Source organism: Bacillus cereus group sp. BcHK124 (genome assembly GCF_027712065.1).
Lineage (GTDB): Bacteria > Bacillota > Bacilli > Bacillales > Bacillaceae_G > Bacillus_A > Bacillus_A pacificus.
The window spans coordinates 1-18,581 of the sequence record NZ_JAQFPJ010000037.1; the positions used below are offsets into that span (position 1 = coordinate 1).

Here is an 18,581-nt window from a genome sequence, read left to right on the forward strand (position 1 = left end):
GCCCGGTACAATACCGGACTCATTTGGATCAAGCTGCCTAATGAAATAACCGTGTCTAACTTTTAGGGGTCACTTCACAGATGCTCTTCTTTTTATTTTCTACTTTATCTATTAAATATCAAAACTTATTCTCATTAAAAAATAAAAATTACTTAAGCCATTTGTTACAATTACTAATTAGTTGCTGTAAATCCTCTAGGAATCGACTCGCATGATACCCATCACAAACCGAATGATGTACTTGCAATGAAACTGGTAACATAACCTTATTCTCTTCGTTAAAATATTTCCCACAAGTTATAATTGGTAATAGAAAATCACCCTCATTATTAATATTTAGATTAAATCCAGTAAAACTAGCCCAAGGTATGCTAGAAATCGGAAAAACATTGGGAGGAATGTTTTCTTTCGTGAAGAGACCATGAACATTAGTATACAACCTCATATCCTCTTGATAGTTTCTATAGAAAATGTGAAAATCACTAGAATAATCCGTCCATATACTTGAAAAAGATTTATTATCTTTATGGAAGATTGTATAACTTGGGATCATTTCCTCCCAATATCCTAAAGCTCCTTCCTCATTAAAAGATGTTCGAAATTCTTTATGATTATTTACTACTTTAGAAATTAAGTATATAAAAACGGGATAAAATTTTATTCCCTTTTGATGTAATTCCTTTAATAACCTTGTGATATCAATATGCACAGTCATACTAAATGTACATTTCAACTTTAGATAATGTTCAAAATACTGCTCTCTATTCCATTTTTCTCTGTCAATTACATGAAACTTCATTTTAATAGCCTCCTAAAATTTTCTTTTTATTTTAGAAGGCTAATTTCCTTGCTTTCACCATAATTGTTCACTCCTAACAGTTTACATTTCACACTAATTGTTTATTTAATTATATAACATCTATAAGAATCCATTCACATATTTATGGAAACCTATCCACATACTATAAATAAATCAAATGAAATTTGGAGGATTCATACATGAATAACAAAAATGTAAATAAAAAAGAAAATGTTACCGAAAACGCTACACCTATTCAAAATAATAATACTGCAAATCTTAATATCGAAGAACAAGCAATGAACGGCTTATATGGAATGCCAGAAACTGCTATTGAAGATGCTGATCATACTACATCTGATGATTTGACTTCAAAAAATTAATTACATTGAAAAAAGCCCAGGAAAATATCCTTGGCTTTTTCAACTATGCATCCACTTTTTGTATCTCTTCACTCTTTCTCGAAAGTTTCCCTGGCCAAAAAGAAAAGCGACCTAAAACGACTGTAATTGCTGGTACAAGTAATGGTCTTACAATAAACGTATCTAGTAATACACCAATTGCAGTTACAATACCAAATTGAACAAGAACTTGAATTGGAAGTGTACCTAATACCGCAAAAGTCCCTGCTAAAATTAAACCTGCGGATGTAATGACACTACCTGTTTGTATAACGCCATTTTTTACTGCATCCAAATGATTTTGTGTCTTTCTATTTTTCCATATTTCTGAAACCATAAAGATATTATAATCTTCACCTAAAGCAACTAGAAATACAAATGCGTATAACGGTATTGCGCCTTGAATGGCCGGTGCTCCCATACCGAAGTGAAGTAATATCCATCCTGCTCCTAATGCAGAGAAAAATGATAAAACAACTGTTACAATTAAATAAATCATCGCGACAATTGATCGTAAGTAAACAAGTAATAATAAAGCTATAATACTAATCATTACTGGAATAATAACCGCTTCATCACGTTCTGTAATTTGCTTTGTATCATATAATGAAGCTGTTTCTCCGCCAATCCATAGTTGATCTTCAGCTTTGGTAACCCCAGCATCTTTTAATACTTTTTCTACATGGGTTTTCAATTTAGGGATTTGGTCTAACGCTTCAATTGAGTATGGATTTTCAGCTAAAGAAACCTCATACATTTTAATTTGCTTATTTTCTTTCCCCTCTTTTGGCTCTTTCACTGTTTTTACGAAAGAGAATTTCTCTAGTTCTTGTTTCATAGAAAGCTCTTTTCCTTTCGTATCAACAACAACTTTTACTGGCGCTAGTTCACCAGCTGAAAAATGAGCACTAATTAACGTAAACCCTTCGCGTGAAGGCATATCCTTTGGAAACGATTCTAATAAGTCATACGTGTATTGAATACGTGGTACAAATGATGCCAATCCACCTAATACAAATACAGTAAGCATAATGATTGTCCACGGTCTACGTACTACAACATCTCCAAGTTTTTTACTAAAGGCACCTTTTGATTTTTTTACTTTTACTACTTTCTTTTTCCTTCTTGCTAATTCCTCATTCATCGAAGTTGTTCTCGGTACAAACGGGAAGAATGCAGCTCTACCGAAAATTAATAATAACGCTGGTAAAATTGTTAAAGCAGCAATTCCCATTATGAATACAGCTACACTAAATGGCACTGCAAACCGATGAAAGGCACCATAATGAGCAAGTAATAATGTTCCTAATCCAAGTACAACAGTTAATGCACTCATTATTATTGCCCCGCCCGAAGCTTTAATTGCAAGTTGCAACGCCTTATATTTGCTTTCTTCTTCTAACAAGTACTCCCGATATCTTGAAATTAAAAATAAGCAATAGTCCGTTCCAGCACCAAACAATAACACTGTCATGATTGATATCGCTTGGGCATCGACTTTAATCCATCCGTGATCAGCTAAAAAACCGAGTGTAGGACTAATAATACCGTATGCAAAGCCAACAACAAGTAAAGGTAAAATTGCTAAAATTGGTGAACGGTATAGCAAAATTAATAGGACTAATACGAGTAATACAGTAGCAACTAACAATTTCACATCTGCTTGACTAAACAAACTAACTGCATCTGTTTGAATGCCTACTGGTCCAGATAATCGAACATGTAATCCAGAATCACTTATTTTTTGTTTAAATGGATCTACATCCACCTTACTATTCACTATCTTTCTTAAATCAACAAGATTTCCTTTTAATATATCTGTTCCAGCTGACTTGTTAAAGAATACTGGTGTAACAAATGATGTACCATCTTTTGATGCACTTTTTGATAATACTTGTTCCGGGATTGTATCAAATGGTGGTAACGTTGATTGTTCCTTTAAAGGACTAGCTTTTAACTCTTTATAAACGTCTTGTATGAGTTTATAATCCTGCGACTGTAATCCACCATCTCTATACCATACTACTAATAAAGGATTCCCTGCATTATTCGGAAACTCTTTTTTCATAAGTGCTTCCGCTTGCTGCGACATAGCTGTTTCAGGTAAATTTTTCGGATTCGGTTCTTTCGTACTGTTTACTTGTGGTAACGTAAATGAAAGTACTAATGTAATAAGAATCCATACCGATAAAGTTATCCATTGTGTATGCTTCCCTGCTACAAGCCTCCCTAACATATGTAACGGGTGCTTTTTCATAAAAACCCACCTTCCTTTTCTCTTCCACTATTAATTATATATACCGGTCGGTTAATTAATCAAGGATGAATAAAAATTTGTGTTATAATTAACTTAACAATACATGTCAGGAGCGAATAGATTTGGAACAAAAACAACGTCCTCTTGGAAGGCCTCGTCAAAATAAAAATACAAAATCTACAAAAGAAACCATTTTGGAAGTGGCAACTCGGCTATTTCTTACTCAAAATTATCAAGTCGTTTCCATGGATGAAGTCGCAAAAGTTTGTGGTGTTACGAAAGCAACCGTCTACTATTACTATTCAACAAAAGCAGATTTATTTACCGCTACTATGATTCAAATGATGGTACGTATACGCGAGAATATGACTCAAATCCTTTCTATAAATAAGACTTTAAAAGAAAGATTATTGGACTTTGCTAAAGTCTACTTACATGCAACAATGGATATTGATATGAAGAATTTTATGAAAGATGCAAAGCTATCGTTATCTGAAGAACAATTAAAACAATTAAAACATGCTGAAGACAACATGTATGAAGTATTAGAAAAAGCACTCGATAACGCGATGCAAATTGGAGAAATCCCAAAAGGGAACGCTAAGTTTGTGGCTCATGCATTCGTATCTTTATTATCAATTGGGAATTTTAAAGATGAGAATCACAATCCTATTCTTACAAATATAGATGAATTAGCACAAGAAATTGTTTCTTTTTATTGGAACGGATTAGGTCATTCATATTAAACAGATTTCCTTTAATAAAAAAGCATGTTTGAATTTTTTCAAACATGCTCTTTTATATACTAATAATCAGATTATACTTTAGCATTAATTAACCAACTTATACTTATCTTCATCTTCTATAATTTTTGAATTTGTTCATATATATTCTCCTTACATAATCCCCCGTGATAACAAACTACCGTTTTAATTTCTAAATTTAAATACTTCTTCAAAGACTGCTGTGCTTCTTTAATATTTAAAGTTGTTGGGGCGTGAATTCCTCCTAACTTTCCATTCACACTATACAGCGAGTCTCCTGCAATAAGAGTTTTACTTTGTTTCAAATATAAACTAATATGCCCTGGAGTATGTAGAATTAGTATCCCACCGCAATATGGAAGTTCTTGCCCGTCAATCACAGTATCACTTACTTTTCCACTTGGTGGACTCTTTATTTGTCCATCCTTCAATAAAGGAAACTCCCCTTCAATATATGGTTTATCTAGCTCGTGTGCATAAACTTTAATATCGCTTACACCTTTCTCCAATAATTCAGGAAGGCTACCTATATGATCTATATCCTGATGCGTTAAAATCACAACTTTTAGCTTATCAAAAGATACCCCAACTCTCTCCATCTCTACTTGAATATCTTCAAATTGTCCAGGGAAACCAGTATCTATTAAAAACTTCCATTTCATCATCCCATAAAAGAATTGGGTGAATTATAAATTCTTGAAACTCAAGTTGTAACATTTCTACCCCTTTTGCAATCTCCATATAGCAACTCTCCTTTATCCTGAAGTGTGAAAATATGTACGAGTAAACTGGAAATATAAAGCTCTACTATCTTATAATATGTTTTTTCATTCCAACAGAAAATGCCTGAAACCCTATAGATTCATAATAAGATTGCAACTTTTCCACACACATAAGTTGAGGAATAACCTTGTTTTGTTCGCAGTGATGGATTAATCGTTCTACTATTTCTTTTCCAATACCAATGGACTGATACTCTGGCAATACACAAACACCACAAATAATGCCTGTTATTACACCATCTGATATAATACGCCCCATCCCTACTAGCTTCTTATCATCAAAAGCATATATCGCATACCAACTTTGTCTACACATTTGTTCCAATTCATCCACCGTTAATTTAAGAGAATTCCATCCTAAAGATTCGTATAAGGCTAATAATCCATTAAAATCTGTAGGATGTTCACTTGTGTAGCGTATACTATTTTCCATGTAAATACTCCCTATTCTATAGTTTGTTAATGTTCCATAAAATTCCCCTTATGAAAATTGCGATTGACGTGAAAATAACTAGAACAAACTTCAATAAGAAAGATAGAATTCCTTCTCAATATAAAATAAAAAGAAGTTATCTCACTAGAGATAACTTCCTTTATATAAGACTCTCATTATATTATTAACCAAAAATTATACAACTGCATACGATTAGCACAAACAAAACTAATAAACCATTTGAAAAATAACCCATAGAATACTACCCCTTTATTAAATTATGTAAAAGATTTTATCATAAAATGATTTACAACATAATAACTAAAAAAGACATTGAATTCATTAGTTATATGTATTTAGTAATATTTTGTTTCCGTTTATATTCTTCTCCCCTAAAAGCATCCCTTATGCTCTTTTATTTTAATTCATTTAGTTTCAAAAACGAATTATAGTAAAAACACGTTTACTATTATTAATTGAAATGCTTGATTAACAATAAAAATAGTAATAAAATATTTACTAAATGCATAAAGGAAGTGAAACAATGACCCAAAATGAATTATTAAATGAATACATGAATTTATTATTAAATATGTCGGGTACTTTCAAATTACTATCGGAGAAATCCTCTGAATTTACACATTTAGAGCAACACGTAGTAGAGTATATCGCCCAGCAAAAGGTGCCTGTAAATTTAAAAATGATTGCTAGTTATTTAAACATACCTAAACAGCAATTAAGTGTAACAGTACGTAACTTAGAACAAAACGGGTACATTGTAAAAAAGCAAGATACGGTAGACAAAAGAGCCATATTAATTTCTCTGACAGAAAAAGCTAAAAAAGTACATTATGAGAAATGGAAACAAATATATAATAATTTCACTCACAATCTTGAAAAACTAAGTGAAGAAGATCAGCGGGATTTAACTTACGGACTATATAAAACAAATACAATGCTCTCAAAAATGTTAAATAACAACTAAATATATTGTTTATTACTAAACGGAGGATGTTTCATGGTTAAAGAATTAGATTTACAATCCGTACAAGGTACGATGCTTATTCCACTATGGGGAAGGGCATATGGTAGTGAGAAAAATAAGAATATTTTAGATGATACAGAAGCAATTCGAATTATTAAAGAATTTGATTTTGACTTTTCAACAATAGAAAATACATTTGGCGAATACGGATGTATTACTTACATTACCCGTGCACGAAAAATTGACGATACGATAAAACAATTCATAACAAAACACCCTAATGCTACTATAGTAAATATCGGTTCTGGACTAGACACTACTTTTTCTAGAATTGATAATGGAACGATACATTGGTATAATCTAGATTTGCCCGATGCCATTTCCTTTCGCAAAACTTTAATTGAAGATACATCGAGGAATACTAGTATAGCTAAATCATTTTTTGATACTTCTTGGTTTGACGATATAAAATATGATCCAAATGACGGTATTCTGTTCATATCAGCAGGCGTGTTTTATTACTTTAAAGAAGAAGATTTAAAAAAGATTGTAGTCGCTATGTCAAAACGTTTTCCTGGAGGCGAGTTATACTTTGACGCTGAATCAAAATTTGCCCTAAATCTTTCAAATGCTACAGTAAAAAAATCTGGTAATAATGGCGCTCTAATGTATTTTTATATAAATAATCCAAAGACATTAGAAAAATGGTCTCCAAACATAAAAGTATTAAGCTGCTCCCCTTTCTTTAAAAATATACCTACAAATAAAGGTTGGGATGGAAGTACGCGTATAATGATACGAATTGTAAACTTCATAAAGATGTTGAAGTTTGTTCATTTGCGGTTTGAGAAGTAACATATTAATACCTTATATAGTCGACTCCCCCACTTAGTACCTCTTAACGAGCTTAATTGAGTGGGGGCTTTTCTTAGTTCAAAGTTCCTTATAACTACCAACGAATTTGTCATAGAAAGGCTGAGCTAATTTTCTTTGTAACATGTTCCGCGAACTTCATCGCTTCTAACTAAAATATCTTTGCATTATGGTACACATACATACACCACTACTCCTTGCTTTTTATTGTACAAAAACTAGAAGGCTTCCCCCTCTCTTTTCATTCCTTACATAAAAATCAGCACTACCTATTTCCATTCTAAAGGGATTTTTTGATTATAGGATGTAAAATCAAAAAAGATTAATATATGATAAAATAGATATAAAAACTTTACACTTTACTTTCAACAATAAGGAGGCCTGATCATGAAGGCGAATCTAGGAACAATAAAAGAACACTTAAACAGTGAGGAAGATATTCTTTCTACTCTCTACTGCGTAATACATTTTGGTTATATGAGCAGATCTGGTATTTTAGCTGCTACAAATAAAAAATTATTGTTCTGCTCTGATGCCATGTTTGGAAAAGGGCTAAAATGGGAATTCGAATACACTGAAATAGAAGATTTCAGTCATACGGATGGAGTTGTATTAGAGATGTCTGCGATCCCCTTTATCAAAAAAATAACTATGAACCATGGAGACGATTTTATTGTATTTGACAATTTTTCAAGCCCTCAAAACGTACAATCCTTTTTTGATTTGGTTCAATCCAAACAATAATCCTATCAATGCACATATTCTTATATATATCATATTCCTTGCACGGTAAAGCTTATAGAAACGTACAAAGAAGGTTGCATTTGCAACCCTCTTTGTACGTACTACAGATTGAATTTACATTATTTAATTTTTATAATTAAATAATAAGAATCAATTCACACTACTTTTACCGCTTTATTCTTCAAAACAAACTTTCCAAATAAAAAACGAACAAGTGGCCCCATAATAATTAATTGTAATGGATACGCCATAATGAAGTTTTTAATAAAAATCGAGAAATACATTGAAACGAATGAGTCTCCTTGCAGTCCACCATGTAAATACATCATAGCCATTCCGTAAAAAGACATAAAGAATACCATTCCAATGACCATAACTGTCGCCATCGTAATAATAATATTTACTTTCTTCGATTTATCAAACGGTAACGCGAAGACAATTTTTTTCGCACAAGGTCCAACGATACATATTTCAATTAATAGTGCAATAATAAATGCAATTAGTAGTTCTAATGCTATCTCCTTAATATGAATTGGCCCTCCTGATCCATTCATTAGTAAATTGTAAAACGTCATTACGATAACCATCCCAAGGCACATCATCATACCAAATTGGAGGTTTTCCTTTCTTGTTGTTGGCAAAATTCATCATCCTTTCTCTTTGAGTCTTTGTCATTATATCGATATTGGAAACCCCTTCGTAAGTGAACATTTTGTGAACAAATTTAAAACGCTTTCATATTTTTCCTTTACTTTCATCCCAAATTCTCAATTTTACTTATAAAGGTTTTATATATTTCAATGTTGAATTACTACATTGAAACATTACTACTAGGAGGAGAACCATGAATGAACAAGGATTTTTCGTATATCATATCGTAACAAGGAAGAAAATGAAGATCGGACAGATCATTCAATTTAATAAAAATCAAACAAATACCCTATTCCACTTCTTTTTTGAAAGAGAACATTTAAATTCTAGTGGTAAAGATTCTATGCAAATTTTAAAAGAGCATTATACAAATGAAGAATTACATATAAAGAATGAAAATGCTACAGTAGTTATGAATTACATGGATCAAACAATTAGAGCCATTAGAGAAACGATTGTGGAAATGATTAGACTGCAAGAATATCCTAATTATCCGTCAAGATTGTCTTGTTTATATGCTGCTAAAAGCTATGAAGATGCTTTAAAATGGAAAGCATTATTTGATTCTTACAATCGAGAAGTTTTGCAGATTGTTAAACTACGAGTAATCGGAAATTCTTTTGAAGGTGACAGGAATCTTTTACCGAAAGAAGATGCTATTCCTTTTTCTCAAAAAATGGAACAAGCTAGAGAATATTGGAAAGGAAATGTGAATAACGAACTCCCTGAGCTACTCATTAATGGCGAAATTGAAGTAGTCGAGATTATTGATGACTTTTCATAACTTCAAATTTAATTTCAAAAAGAGTATTGCACTTACTCTCAATACTCTTTTTGTGTAATTTAATGCTATTTGATTAGATTTGTATTTTACAGATTATTCATTTCATAACCATTTACAAAAAACGTTATTGTTTCTAATTCATCTTCATTTAATTCTCTATCTATGTCTCGTTTATACGCTTCCTTTATCTTCCCTTCATCGCCTTTATGTATTTCAGTATAAGTTCCTACTGTTTTTAGTAAACGCATTTCTTGTAAAAACTCCTCCCGATTTATAGCTGTCCCATGAGAAAGGATATAGGTTTCAGCATCAAATTTTTCTAATTCATCTATTAATGCAAACGTTCTTTTCGTCGTATAGTTCCACTTTGAAGAAAAGATATCTGCATATATACAGTCTCCTAAAAATAATATCTTTTCTTCTTTCACGTAAATAACAACTGAATCATGTGCATGATCTCCGCCCACATGTTTTAACACACATGTCACCCCACCAAGGTCTAATTCAATTTGATCCTGGAACGTTAAGGTTGGAAGAATAATTTTAATATTTCTCGCTTTTTCTTCAAACTCTTTTTTAATGCAATCCGCACAAAATACAATTTCAGTACCCTCTTTCACGCGTGCATCCAACGCTTCATCTGTCCATTCATAAGATACTATTGACTGCATTTCTTTTTTCGTTTCAGCGTGCGAAATAGTTAATGCATTCTGTAATACAGATAATCCAAAAATATGATCCCAATGCCAATGCGTTAGTGCTACAAAATCAGGATTCGATACATTTTTTTCTTTTAACATTTCTAAAAATAGTTGTGCATGTTCTTCTGAATTCCCTGCATCAATCATTAACGTTTTTTCTTGTCCAACAACCATTCCTAATATAGGTCTATCTGTTTCAGAAACGGGTGTCATATACCAAAATGAGTTTCCTATTTTTTTAATTTGTTGCATTACAAAACCCTCCATTTACTACTACTCTCTTCAATTTCCACCACTTTAAATTTCTGCAATCTAACATAATAACTATTTCACTTTATTCATATACTGTTCTTGTACATGCTGCATTAAATCTCTCATCTTCTTTTCAGCAGGATGTTCTTGATTCTCTGGTACCTCTCTGCCATTGGCTGAAAATTTTTGAGAACATGCTGTACGAGTTACTTCTAAGTTTGCAACTGGAAATTCCCACGAATTTTCGCTTCTACTTCCAGTTGAAGCAAAGTGTATACAGCTCGAATCAATTTTTGTACGCTGACCTTCTTTATTTACTGTGTAATATAAATCGTTTACCGTGCCATATTTCATATTTTTTGTAGATGTCAAAGCAGTCCCGTCGGCTGCAAAAGTGACAATACTAAACTCCTCTTCCTTCGGTAACAACTTAGCACCAGGTACGTTGTACACAACAATCAAATCCCCTTCGTACTCTTCAGGAATTAAGTATATAGTATCTGTAGTTTCTTTACCAAAACTAATACATCCGCTTAATAAAAACATAAATACGATTCCGAAACAAAATATACTTTTCTTTAAAACATAGTAAATTTTTCTATCCATTTAAATATGCATCCCAATCGTAGTCTTCAATTTTATAGAATCTACCTTCATCATTTCTTTCATATGCACATAATGGTGGTTCCTCAAGAAATTTCAAAATAGTATCATCTATATTCAATATGACTCCAATTGAAATAATTTGAAAGTTTTTAGGATCATTCACATAGTCATCACTTTCATAGCCACTTAAAATTGACCAACCAGAGTCGCCTTCTTCTCTCGAATCCTCCTTAAGCATAAAGTTAAATTCTCTTCTTTCAAGTACATCATTACTAACAATTACCTTCGTATCAAAATAAAAATCCCAATCTTTTGAAGATGGGTCGTTATATTCCGTATCACATATATTTTCAATTCCAAATGAAATTTTATCACCTATTTTTAAATCTAAGCGATATGGTTCATTGCTCAGTTCCCCTACAAACTTCTTCTCATTTCTTTCAATGATTTCAACCCACATTCTTTCACCATTAAATCCATCTTCTTCCTCATTTTTAGATACAAAAATTAGCTTTACCAAATCTCCAATCTTTAATTTCTCCAACACTTCTGAGCTAGGAAGATAGAATGTATAGGGCGCTTCTTTATTTATTTCATAAACATTATCTAAGTACCAAGACATCTTTTTCTCTCCTTAAAGGCTTTTTACACTCATACTTTTAAAATAATACTATTTTTTCTTCCGGCAAACTACTACCATAGAATAGCAATCTTCCCCTAACTCATTGCCTTACCAATCATTATATATATGTAATAATTCAAAACCATTCGCTACTAATGATCTTTCTAACTCCTGCGGGTATGTATAGCGAAGATCTATCGTTGTTTTCAGTTCTTCTACTAGTACATCGTCCTCATAAAACCTTCTTGTTGTTATGTAATGCTGTATTTGCTGAATTGAATCGTATATCATTTCAGTATATAAATCACATTTTCTTCCCTTTTCATCACTAATAGTTGTCCAATATTCTTCTGCAGATGGCTGTATTAATTCTTCTTTTGAAGGGAAACGTGTATCGAATATGAATATACCATTCTCAGCTAACACATGATGAATAGATGTTAATAATTGATTTTGATGAATATTTGTAAGGAAATGCTGGAATCCATGCCCCACCATAAATGCTAGCGAAATGGTATCTTCAATGTTCAATTGTAAGCAGTCTTGTTGTAACCATTTTACCTTCTTACAATCCGTAGTTTTTCTCTTCGCTTCAGCAAGCATTCCTTTATGTATATCTACACCGATCATTTGATATCCGTTTTCTATAAATGGAATTGTAATTCTTCCTGTTCCACAAGCAATATCTAGAATCCATTCATTTTGTATATTTAGTTTTTGTGCCCATGATAGTAAGAACGGAAAATCTGACAAACTTTTATTTTCAATATCATATCGTTTTGGATTTTCGTATTCAGATAAACTCCATTTTGATTGCAAAATTCTTCCTCATTTCATATTTACACTTAAATTTAATATATAAATTATAACGAATTATTAGTTTTTTCTCTATAATCAAACATAATTACTTGGACTAATCTAACTTTCCTTTTCGTAAGCTAAAAATAAGGTGGAAGAATCGGAGTGTGATACGATGGAACGATTATGGATTCCTATGATAGTTACATTTTTTTCATTTGGTGGCTTATTATTAGGCGGTGCTGTTGGCATTGCTACACGCCAGCTAATTGAAGAAAAAATGCATCGTTTATATGCATTATGTGGTGGTATTTTGCTTGGACTCTTACTACTTGAAATTATTCCTGAAACATTTTCAAGCTATGAAATGATTGGACCTATACTTGGTATAGCTATTGGTATTTTAGTTATGAGCTTATTAGATAACTATTGTCACCATCCAATGATACATACAAAAGATCAACAAGCATGGCAAACTTTCCTTTTCCTCTCTTTTGCTATATTTATTCATAATTTGCCGAGTGGATTTGCTTTAGGTACTGCTTTTATTAATCATGCTGACTCTGCCATACCTTTTTTAATAGCGATCGTCGTTCACCATATTCCTGAAGGCTTAGCATTAATCATCCCCTTTCTCTTTACAAAACATAAATATATTTCATTTTTATTAACAACTTTATTACTTTCTCTTATTCTCGGTACCGGTACGGTTTTTGGTATCTTAATGGAAGGAAAAGCGCTTCATTTACAAGGACTCATTATGGGGAGTGCTATCGGTTCCCTTGGCTATGTTACAATTCATGAAATGCTTTGGAAGGCAAAGAAACAGCTTTCTTTCCTTACATTTTTAATGTGGGCAACTAGTGGATTTTTATTAATAACAGTATTTACACTATTTACTGGCCATCATTAAAGTTAAAAATATAATCATTTGTATATTTTTCCTGTTTCTCCAAAACATAATGTTATCTACCTACTATAAGGAGGAACAATTATGTTTGGGAAAACGGCCGGTGAAGCACTAGTTGATTTGTTAATTGACTGGGGAGTAGAACACATATACGGAATGCCTGGAGATTCTATCAACTCTATTATTGAAGCTTTAAGAAAAAAACAAGATAAAATCAAATTTATTCAAGTTCGCCACGAAGAGGCTGGCGCATTAGCAGCTGCTGCTTATGCGAAATTAACAGGGAAACTTGGTGTTTGTATGGCAATTGCAGGACCTGGAGCTATTCATTTATTAAATGGTTTATATGATGCGAAACTCGATAAGGCTCCTGTGCTAGCAATTTCAGGTCAAGTAGAAACTGATTTACTCGGAACGGATTTTTTCCAAGAAGTAAACTTGGAAAGAATGTTCGATGATGTCGCGGTTTATAATCAGCGCATTATGTCAGCAGAACAACTACCAGCTGTCGTGAATCAAGCAATTCGAATGGCTTATACGAAAAAAGGTGTATCTGTTCTTACGATTCCAGATGATGTTCCAAAATTTGAAGTAAAAAATGGTGCTCGTGTTACAAACACTTCTTTTACTTTACCTGAATTATTTCCGCAAAAAGAAGATTTAGATGCAGCGAAACTCGCAATAAATGAAGCGAAAAAGCCTGTGATTTTAGCTGGAAAAGGTACGAAACATGCGAGAGAATCTTTACTTGCATTGGCAGAACATATTGGTGCTCCAATCGTACTTACATTGCCAGCTAAAGGAATTATTCCTGATGAACACCCTCTTTGTATTGGTGGATTAGGATTAATTGGCACGAAACCTTCTTATGAAGCAATGAAACATGCAGATACTTTAATTATGGTTGGTACTTCCTATCCGTTCACTGGTTTCTTACCTGAAAAAGCAAAAACACTCCATATCGATACCGATCCGGCCCAAATCGGAAAACGGTATGTAACAGATATCGGCTTAGCTGGTGATGCTGATAAAACATTAAAATGGTTACTTGGAAATGTAGAAAAACATGAGGACCATTCCTTCTTAGAGCATCATCAAGAAATGATGAAAAAGTGGGAAGAAAAATTACACAATCAAGAAGACGATTCTTCTACTCCTATTAAGCCACAACGCGTTATGCATGCACTGCAACACGTAGCTCAAGATGACGCAATATTATCAGTCGATGTCGGAAATGTAACAGTATGGACAGCAAGGCACTTCCGTATGACAAATCAACAATTTATCATTTCTAGCTGGCTTGCAACTCTTGGCTGCGGTTTACCTGGTGCACTCGCTGGAAAAATTGCTTTCCCGGATAAACAAGTATTTGCGGTTTGTGGAGACGGTGGTTTTGGAATGACAATGAACGATTTCGTAACAGCTGTTAAATATAAACTACCAATCGTTGTCGTCGTTTTAAACAATAATAAAATCGCCATGATCAAATTCGAACAAGAAGTTATGGGGAATATCGAATTTGGTACAGACTTAACAAACCCTGATTTTGCAAAATACGCGGAGGCGTGCGGAGGTATTGGATACCGCGTTGAAAATTTAGATGAACTACTTCCTGCTTTCGAAAGTGCGGTAAAACAAAGTAGACCATGTATTATCGATGTAGTTGTAGATGCTAATGAAGCACCAATGCCAGCAAAAATCACATTTGGTCAAGCAGCTGGTTATACGAAGCATATGATAAAAGAATTATTTGAAGAAGGTAAGATTGATTTACCTCCACTATAAACAAAAAAGATAGCTGAAAACGATTTGTCTTCAGCTATCTTTTTTATTTTTGTATATCTCTATAGAAAGAAAAATCATTCACAGTAGATTGTACTTGTTTCTCTTCCTTTACTTCTTTATCCTTACTCCTAGGCATTCTTACATTTCCTAGTTTAATCGCATCTTGCATACTATTACTAACTAGATTTCCTGCGAGAATTGTCATACTGTAAAAAGCAATCGGTATAAGTACAATCCATGTATGAGTAGTTAAGTGACGGAAATTTTGACCAATTAGACCTGTCCATTCCTTTGTTACACTATCTGCATCTAATCCAAATAATATCGTTCCACCAAAAAACAACTTAAGTAATCCAAGATGTAAAAGAAGTAATAGTACACTTACAAATTGTTGAGCTACTAATAAAAGAAACGATGGTAACATATGCGGCCATATATGGCGCTTCAACCTCTGCCACTTACTCCCGCCGAGCACAGTAGCTGCCAACATAAATTCTTCTTTCTTAATACGTTTTACTTCTTGCGCTACATACAACATCACTGTTGGTACAGCAAGACATACAAGAACTATAATTTGAAATGACACCCGCAAATATAACGGCACAACTTCTGCTCCACTATCAAACGTTAATACTTCATTTAACATAAAATAAGAAATCATAACCATCGGTACAATACTAAAAGGATCAAAAAAGGATGAAATAACTGGAAAAGAACGTTTACCATACATACCAAGAAGTAAACCAATTCCCCCTCCAACTATAACTCGTAAAATCGCTATAATTATACTCGCTCCAACTGTCCATTTTGCACCTTCTATTATTAATTGAACAAGGTCACGACCTTTCACATCACTTCCAAACCAAAATTTACTTGATGGTGCAAATGGAGCTGCTTCTAATTCTCCTTTTTCGTTATACATCATCGTAAGTTCGCGAATATTCCCATCAAAAAACAACGTATATCCAATACTAACAATCATTAGCACACTCAAAAAAGTAGTACCTATCCAAAATCTCACATCTCTTTTTACAACTTGCCACATATTACACACGCTCCTTTATAACATTTTGTAAGAACGTATGTAATAAACGAAATAGTATAAAAAGCGGTACGTATAATATTACTAGACTCACCGTAAATATTTCTAATTTCGAATTTTCTTTTACAAAAACAAACATACCATATGTATTGAAAATCCATTCGATAATATATAGATTTGATAACATAAATAAAATATTTGTTTTTGCATAATAGATCGTTGTTAACAAAACATTTCTTGAAATATGATGTGTTAAAATATGTCTTAAACTAAGCCCTTTACTTTTAGCAAACAAACTATAATCTTTCTCTAATTCTTCTTTAAACCGTAATAACAATAGTTTAATAAACAATAATGTTGTTGGTATTGTAAGACATATAATTGGTAACAAACGTATCCTTTCTTCCCCTAATCCAGCCAGTTTGATCGGCATAAATCCTGTTTTTTGAAACATAATTACGACAAGAAGTTGCGATAATAAAATAAGTAATATATCTGGTATACTCTCAAGCGTAAGAAAAATCCCGTTCCACATTTTCTGTTTCATATGAGAACGCTGTAATACCCAAACAACAAGTATATACGCTATAAGCAAAGATAGTAAAAAAGCTGATAGAAATACAATCATCGTTTCAATATAATGAATCCATATTTGCGGAAATAATTTTCTTGAATCCCGAAATCCATATGTAATTTCACCCGGTTGAAGTAACTTCCCTCCAAGAAATACAATCGTGTTCCAAAAACCGATTAAATCAATTTGTAATCCCTTAAATAAACGCGGTAGCGCTCCTAGGCAGATTATACATAAAATTGCAGCTACTAGTTGTAAACAAGTAATCCCACACCACTTAACCATTCTCATCAACATAACGATTTCCCCTTACCGTTCGATAGAATATTCAGAAACAAAAACTAAATATATCACATCTCTTCAGCTACAGCATGTACTCGCTTTTGCCCACTAGGTAGAATAGCTTGATATAAACATGTAACAAATAATAATAAACCAAATAAAATAATATACAATGTATCTGCACGAATCCATTTTGGGAATAACATTGCTATCGCACCGAGAGATAAAAGCTGGAATCCTGTCGTTAATGGACTAAGTAAGCTTTGTACACGCCCCATGAATGACTCTTCTACAATTTCATACATCCAGCCCATGATTGCAACATTAATAAACGGTAAAAAGAATGTCGCAAAAGCGATGCATACGTAAAAAGACCATACGTGGTTTACAAAGTAACACATACCGAAAAAGACCCCTGAGCCCGCCATACCAAATACAATAATAGGTTTGGGTGCATATTTCTTACCTACACTTGTTGCTACTATACTTCCAATTAGTAATGAAATCCCTCCAACTGCACCGCCCACCATCGCTAAACTTTCATAAGTTGCTGGTGCCAATTTGTATTTTAATATGTAAGTAGTAGATACGCTTAAAATACCATTTAATAGTCCAAACACGATAAATCCTAAAAGTAATTTTTTTAAAGTTTCATTTCGATATATATACTTGATCCCTCCTTGAAACTCTGTTATTAACATCTTCAAATTAACTTCTTTCCATTTTGTTCTCCCATTTGGTAAACGAACTTTTTCTGGAATGGAGATCGTTTGAATTAAAATACCACTCATAATAAAAGTGAGCGTATTTACTAAAATGCTCCCGTAAATTCCAAAAGTCCAGTACACCATCGTTGCAATTCCTATACCAAACAAAGCATACAAACTATTTACCATTTGATTCACACCTGCTGCTGCACCGTATTGGTCTGATTCAACTACACCCTGTATCATCGACTGTTCTGATGGAGAGAAAAATTGTATACATGCATTTTCCAAAAATAAAAATATGAAGACAAGTATAATCATCCCGTAATAAAGCGAAATTAGAATTCCAATATTACAGAACGAACAGCATATGTTACTTACCGTACAAATACGCTGTCTATCAAAACGATCCACTACTGTCCCTACTAATAGAAAAAAGATTAATGCAGGTAATGCCATCATAATTTGTGTCATCGTTGCGTAAACTGGTTGTTTTCCATATTGATCTAGCAAATAAAACATTAAAGAAACTCCAGCAATCATAGAACCGAGTCGCTCTAAAATATTCGCTAGAAAAAAACGTGCATACACTTTGTTGCGAAATAACTGTAACATTTCTTTCATACTTCGTATCCTTTCTCTCGACAAAATAGGATTATTTTAGTCATTTTTCAGAAGTTATATTATATTTTTCGACTATTATCCAATCTTTTCCTTCTATATAGAGAACATTATAAAAAAGACTCTTGTTTTTTGAACTGTACCCTATAAAATGGACAGTTTAATAAAAAAGCCCTGAAAAATCAAGCACTTAAAAGATGGTTCCGAT

20 protein-coding genes and 1 pseudogene are annotated in these 18,581 nt (G+C 32.9%); 9 read left to right on the forward strand and 12 right to left on the reverse strand.

Annotated elements, in window-relative coordinates; genetic code table 11:
• Positions 1-148: 148 nt before the first annotated feature.
• Positions 149-799 carry a type A chloramphenicol O-acetyltransferase gene (gene catA / locus PDK19_RS26365; protein WP_049113712.1) on the reverse strand — a complete coding sequence of 217 codons (651 nt, stop codon included), beginning with the start codon at positions 797-799 and terminating at the stop codon, positions 149-151.
• 200 nt (positions 800-999) lie between these two features.
• Between catA and PDK19_RS26370 the strand changes: the two genes are divergently transcribed.
• Positions 1,000-1,182: a DUF4021 domain-containing protein gene (locus PDK19_RS26370; protein WP_001060704.1), complete on the forward strand. Its 183-nt coding sequence runs from the start codon at positions 1,000-1,002 to the stop codon at positions 1,180-1,182.
• Positions 1,183-1,225: 43 nt separating this feature from the next.
• Here PDK19_RS26370 and PDK19_RS26375 read toward each other — a convergent pair whose 3' ends face one another.
• Positions 1,226-3,457, reverse strand: a complete 2,232-nt coding sequence (locus PDK19_RS26375) for an MMPL family transporter (protein WP_049122746.1) — start codon at positions 3,455-3,457, stop codon at positions 1,226-1,228.
• A 122-nt stretch (positions 3,458-3,579) separates the two neighbouring features.
• Between PDK19_RS26375 and PDK19_RS26380 the strand changes: the two genes are divergently transcribed.
• Positions 3,580-4,203, forward strand: a complete 624-nt coding sequence (locus tag PDK19_RS26380) for a TetR/AcrR family transcriptional regulator (protein ID WP_000436032.1) — start codon at positions 3,580-3,582, stop codon at positions 4,201-4,203.
• A gap of 116 nt (positions 4,204-4,319) precedes the next feature.
• Here PDK19_RS26380 and PDK19_RS26385 read toward each other — a convergent pair.
• A pseudogene (locus PDK19_RS26385) lies at positions 4,320-4,962 on the reverse strand (MBL fold metallo-hydrolase).
• 66 nt (positions 4,963-5,028) lie between these two features.
• On the reverse strand, positions 5,029-5,436 hold the full coding sequence (locus PDK19_RS26390) for a GNAT family N-acetyltransferase (protein WP_000431728.1): 408 nt from the start codon (positions 5,434-5,436) through the stop codon (positions 5,029-5,031).
• A 544-nt stretch (positions 5,437-5,980) separates the two neighbouring features.
• On the opposite strand from PDK19_RS26390, the gene PDK19_RS26395 reads away from it, so the two are divergent.
• From PDK19_RS26395 to PDK19_RS27520, 4 genes are all read left to right on the forward strand, one after another.
• Positions 5,981-6,421 (forward strand): MarR family winged helix-turn-helix transcriptional regulator, encoded by a 441-nt coding sequence (locus PDK19_RS26395; protein ID WP_000192925.1) that lies wholly within the window; start codon positions 5,981-5,983, stop codon positions 6,419-6,421.
• A 33-nt stretch (positions 6,422-6,454) separates the two neighbouring features.
• A complete protein-coding gene (locus PDK19_RS26400) occupies positions 6,455-7,276 on the forward strand; it encodes a class I SAM-dependent methyltransferase (protein WP_049113144.1) in 822 nt (273 codons plus the stop codon).
• Between the two features lie 405 nt (positions 7,277-7,681).
• Positions 7,682-8,038, forward strand: coding sequence for a PH domain-containing protein (locus PDK19_RS26405; RefSeq protein WP_000646616.1), 357 nt, complete (start codon positions 7,682-7,684; stop codon positions 8,036-8,038).
• A gap of 8 nt (positions 8,039-8,046) precedes the next feature.
• A complete protein-coding gene (locus PDK19_RS27520; RefSeq protein ID WP_124878439.1) occupies positions 8,047-8,178 on the forward strand; it encodes a hypothetical protein in 132 nt (43 codons plus the stop codon).
• Between the two features lie 15 nt (positions 8,179-8,193).
• Here PDK19_RS27520 and PDK19_RS26410 read toward each other — a convergent pair whose 3' ends face one another.
• Entirely contained in the window at positions 8,194-8,679 is a 486-nt protein-coding gene (locus PDK19_RS26410) for a hypothetical protein (protein ID WP_049113141.1), read from the reverse strand.
• A 203-nt stretch (positions 8,680-8,882) separates the two neighbouring features.
• Here PDK19_RS26410 and PDK19_RS26415 point away from each other — a divergent pair, with 203 nt between their 5' ends.
• Positions 8,883-9,473 (forward strand): DUF2441 domain-containing protein, encoded by a 591-nt coding sequence (locus PDK19_RS26415; protein WP_049113138.1) that lies wholly within the window; start codon positions 8,883-8,885, stop codon positions 9,471-9,473.
• 86 nt (positions 9,474-9,559) lie between these two features.
• On the opposite strand, the gene PDK19_RS26420 is transcribed toward PDK19_RS26415, so the two are convergent.
• The 4 genes from PDK19_RS26420 to PDK19_RS26435 all read right to left on the reverse strand — a co-directional run bounded on the left by PDK19_RS26420 (position 9,560) and on the right by PDK19_RS26435 (position 12,473).
• Positions 9,560-10,426, reverse strand: a complete 867-nt coding sequence (locus tag PDK19_RS26420; RefSeq protein ID WP_001184108.1) for an MBL fold metallo-hydrolase — start codon at positions 10,424-10,426, stop codon at positions 9,560-9,562.
• 72 nt (positions 10,427-10,498) lie between these two features.
• On the reverse strand, positions 10,499-11,032 hold the full coding sequence (locus PDK19_RS26425) for a DUF6843 domain-containing protein (protein ID WP_041184529.1): 534 nt from the start codon (positions 11,030-11,032) through the stop codon (positions 10,499-10,501).
• Positions 11,025-11,654: an immunity protein Imm33 domain-containing protein gene (locus PDK19_RS26430; protein WP_000119251.1), complete on the reverse strand. Its 630-nt coding sequence runs from the start codon at positions 11,652-11,654 to the stop codon at positions 11,025-11,027. The genes PDK19_RS26425 and PDK19_RS26430 overlap by 8 nt, the downstream gene beginning before the upstream one ends.
• Positions 11,655-11,762: 108 nt before the next feature.
• The gene (locus PDK19_RS26435; protein WP_049113129.1) at positions 11,763-12,473 is read right to left on the reverse strand and encodes a class I SAM-dependent methyltransferase; all 711 of its coding nucleotides are present in this window, start codon (positions 12,471-12,473) and stop codon (positions 11,763-11,765) included.
• 154 nt (positions 12,474-12,627) lie between these two features.
• Here PDK19_RS26435 and PDK19_RS26440 point away from each other — a divergent pair, with 154 nt between their 5' ends.
• Positions 12,628-13,365, forward strand: a complete 738-nt coding sequence (locus PDK19_RS26440) for a ZIP family metal transporter (protein ID WP_000440592.1) — start codon at positions 12,628-12,630, stop codon at positions 13,363-13,365.
• 81 nt (positions 13,366-13,446) lie between these two features.
• Positions 13,447-15,147: a pyruvate oxidase gene (locus tag PDK19_RS26445; protein WP_000467238.1), complete on the forward strand. Its 1,701-nt coding sequence runs from the start codon at positions 13,447-13,449 to the stop codon at positions 15,145-15,147.
• A 43-nt stretch (positions 15,148-15,190) separates the two neighbouring features.
• Here PDK19_RS26445 and PDK19_RS26450 read toward each other — a convergent pair whose 3' ends face one another.
• The 3 genes from PDK19_RS26450 to PDK19_RS26460 are packed head-to-tail and all read right to left on the reverse strand — an operon-like array spanning position 15,191 to position 18,376.
• Positions 15,191-16,192 (reverse strand): ABC transporter permease subunit, encoded by a 1,002-nt coding sequence (locus tag PDK19_RS26450; protein WP_049113127.1) that lies wholly within the window; start codon positions 16,190-16,192, stop codon positions 15,191-15,193.
• Position 16,193: 1 nt separating this feature from the next.
• Positions 16,194-17,060 (reverse strand): ABC transporter permease subunit, encoded by an 867-nt coding sequence (locus PDK19_RS26455; protein ID WP_049113124.1) that lies wholly within the window; start codon positions 17,058-17,060, stop codon positions 16,194-16,196.
• A 53-nt stretch (positions 17,061-17,113) separates the two neighbouring features.
• Positions 17,114-18,376 carry an MFS transporter gene (locus tag PDK19_RS26460; protein ID WP_000661749.1) on the reverse strand — a complete coding sequence of 421 codons (1,263 nt, stop codon included), beginning with the start codon at positions 18,374-18,376 and terminating at the stop codon, positions 17,114-17,116.
• Positions 18,377-18,581 lie beyond the last annotated feature (205 nt).

What these genes read in the sequence shown, in the direction of transcription:
- catA (WP_049113712.1), bottom strand. Translation starts at nt 799, where the DNA reads ATGAAGTTTCATGTAATTGACAGAGAAAAATGGAATAGAGAGCAGTAT.
- PDK19_RS26420 (WP_001184108.1), bottom strand. Translation starts at nt 10,426, where the DNA reads ATGCAACAAATTAAAAAAATAGGAAACTCATTTTGGTATATGACACCC.
- PDK19_RS26395 (WP_000192925.1), top strand. Translation starts at nt 5,981, where the DNA reads ATGACCCAAAATGAATTATTAAATGAATACATGAATTTATTATTAAAT.
- PDK19_RS26370 (WP_001060704.1), top strand. Translation starts at nt 1,000, where the DNA reads ATGAATAACAAAAATGTAAATAAAAAAGAAAATGTTACCGAAAACGCT.
- PDK19_RS26400 (WP_049113144.1), top strand. Translation starts at nt 6,455, where the DNA reads ATGGTTAAAGAATTAGATTTACAATCCGTACAAGGTACGATGCTTATT.
- PDK19_RS26415 (WP_049113138.1), top strand. Translation starts at nt 8,883, where the DNA reads ATGAATGAACAAGGATTTTTCGTATATCATATCGTAACAAGGAAGAAA.
- PDK19_RS26450 (WP_049113127.1), bottom strand. Translation starts at nt 16,192, where the DNA reads ATGTGGCAAGTTGTAAAAAGAGATGTGAGATTTTGGATAGGTACTACT.
- PDK19_RS26460 (WP_000661749.1), bottom strand. Translation starts at nt 18,376, where the DNA reads ATGAAAGAAATGTTACAGTTATTTCGCAACAAAGTGTATGCACGTTTT.
- PDK19_RS26375 (WP_049122746.1), bottom strand. Translation starts at nt 3,457, where the DNA reads ATGAAAAAGCACCCGTTACATATGTTAGGGAGGCTTGTAGCAGGGAAG.
- PDK19_RS26390 (WP_000431728.1), bottom strand. Translation starts at nt 5,436, where the DNA reads ATGGAAAATAGTATACGCTACACAAGTGAACATCCTACAGATTTTAAT.
- PDK19_RS26445 (WP_000467238.1), top strand. Translation starts at nt 13,447, where the DNA reads ATGTTTGGGAAAACGGCCGGTGAAGCACTAGTTGATTTGTTAATTGAC.
- PDK19_RS27520 (WP_124878439.1), top strand. Translation starts at nt 8,047, where the DNA reads ATGCACATATTCTTATATATATCATATTCCTTGCACGGTAAAGCTTAT.
- PDK19_RS26430 (WP_000119251.1), bottom strand. Translation starts at nt 11,654, where the DNA reads ATGTCTTGGTACTTAGATAATGTTTATGAAATAAATAAAGAAGCGCCC.
- PDK19_RS26405 (WP_000646616.1), top strand. Translation starts at nt 7,682, where the DNA reads ATGAAGGCGAATCTAGGAACAATAAAAGAACACTTAAACAGTGAGGAA.
- PDK19_RS26425 (WP_041184529.1), bottom strand. Translation starts at nt 11,032, where the DNA reads ATGGATAGAAAAATTTACTATGTTTTAAAGAAAAGTATATTTTGTTTC.
- PDK19_RS26440 (WP_000440592.1), top strand. Translation starts at nt 12,628, where the DNA reads ATGGAACGATTATGGATTCCTATGATAGTTACATTTTTTTCATTTGGT.
- PDK19_RS26455 (WP_049113124.1), bottom strand. Translation starts at nt 17,060, where the DNA reads ATGTTGATGAGAATGGTTAAGTGGTGTGGGATTACTTGTTTACAACTA.